At 61.3% G+C, this 424-nt stretch carries 1 protein-coding gene; it reads left to right on the top strand.

Annotation, left to right across the window (positions count from 1 at the left end; translation table 11 throughout):
- Positions 1–374: 50S ribosomal protein L17 (gene rplQ / locus A3764_RS01120; protein WP_067951058.1), on the top strand; the 374-nt coding region annotated here is incomplete at its 5' end.
- Positions 375–424 lie beyond the last annotated feature (50 nt).

Consider the following 424-nt stretch of genomic DNA (forward strand, 5'->3'; position numbering starts at 1 on the left):
ACCGCAAGGCGCTTTGGGCGAACATGGCAGGCTCGCTCATCGAACATGAGCAGATCAAGACAACCCTGCCCAAGGCCAAGGAACTGCGCCCGATCATCGAAAAGATGATTACGCTCGCCAAGCGGGGCGACCTGCACGCGCGCCGTCAGGCCGCGTCGAAGCTGAAGGAAGACCAGTACGTCGCGAAGCTGTTCGACGTGCTGGGCCCGCGCTACAAAGACCGTCAGGGTGGATATGTTCGCATTCTGAAGGCCGGTTTCCGGTATGGTGACATGGCACCGATGGCGATCATCGAATTCGTGGACCGTGATCGTGACGCGAAAGGTGCCGCCGACAAGGCGCGCGTCGCGGCTGAGGCCTCTGCCGAGGATTGATCAACCGGGGCAACCCGTTTGCTGGAAAGCCCCGCTTTGCGGGGCTTTCT

Source organism: Sulfitobacter sp. HI0129, assembly GCF_001635395.1.
Lineage (GTDB): Bacteria > Pseudomonadota > Alphaproteobacteria > Rhodobacterales > Rhodobacteraceae > Sulfitobacter.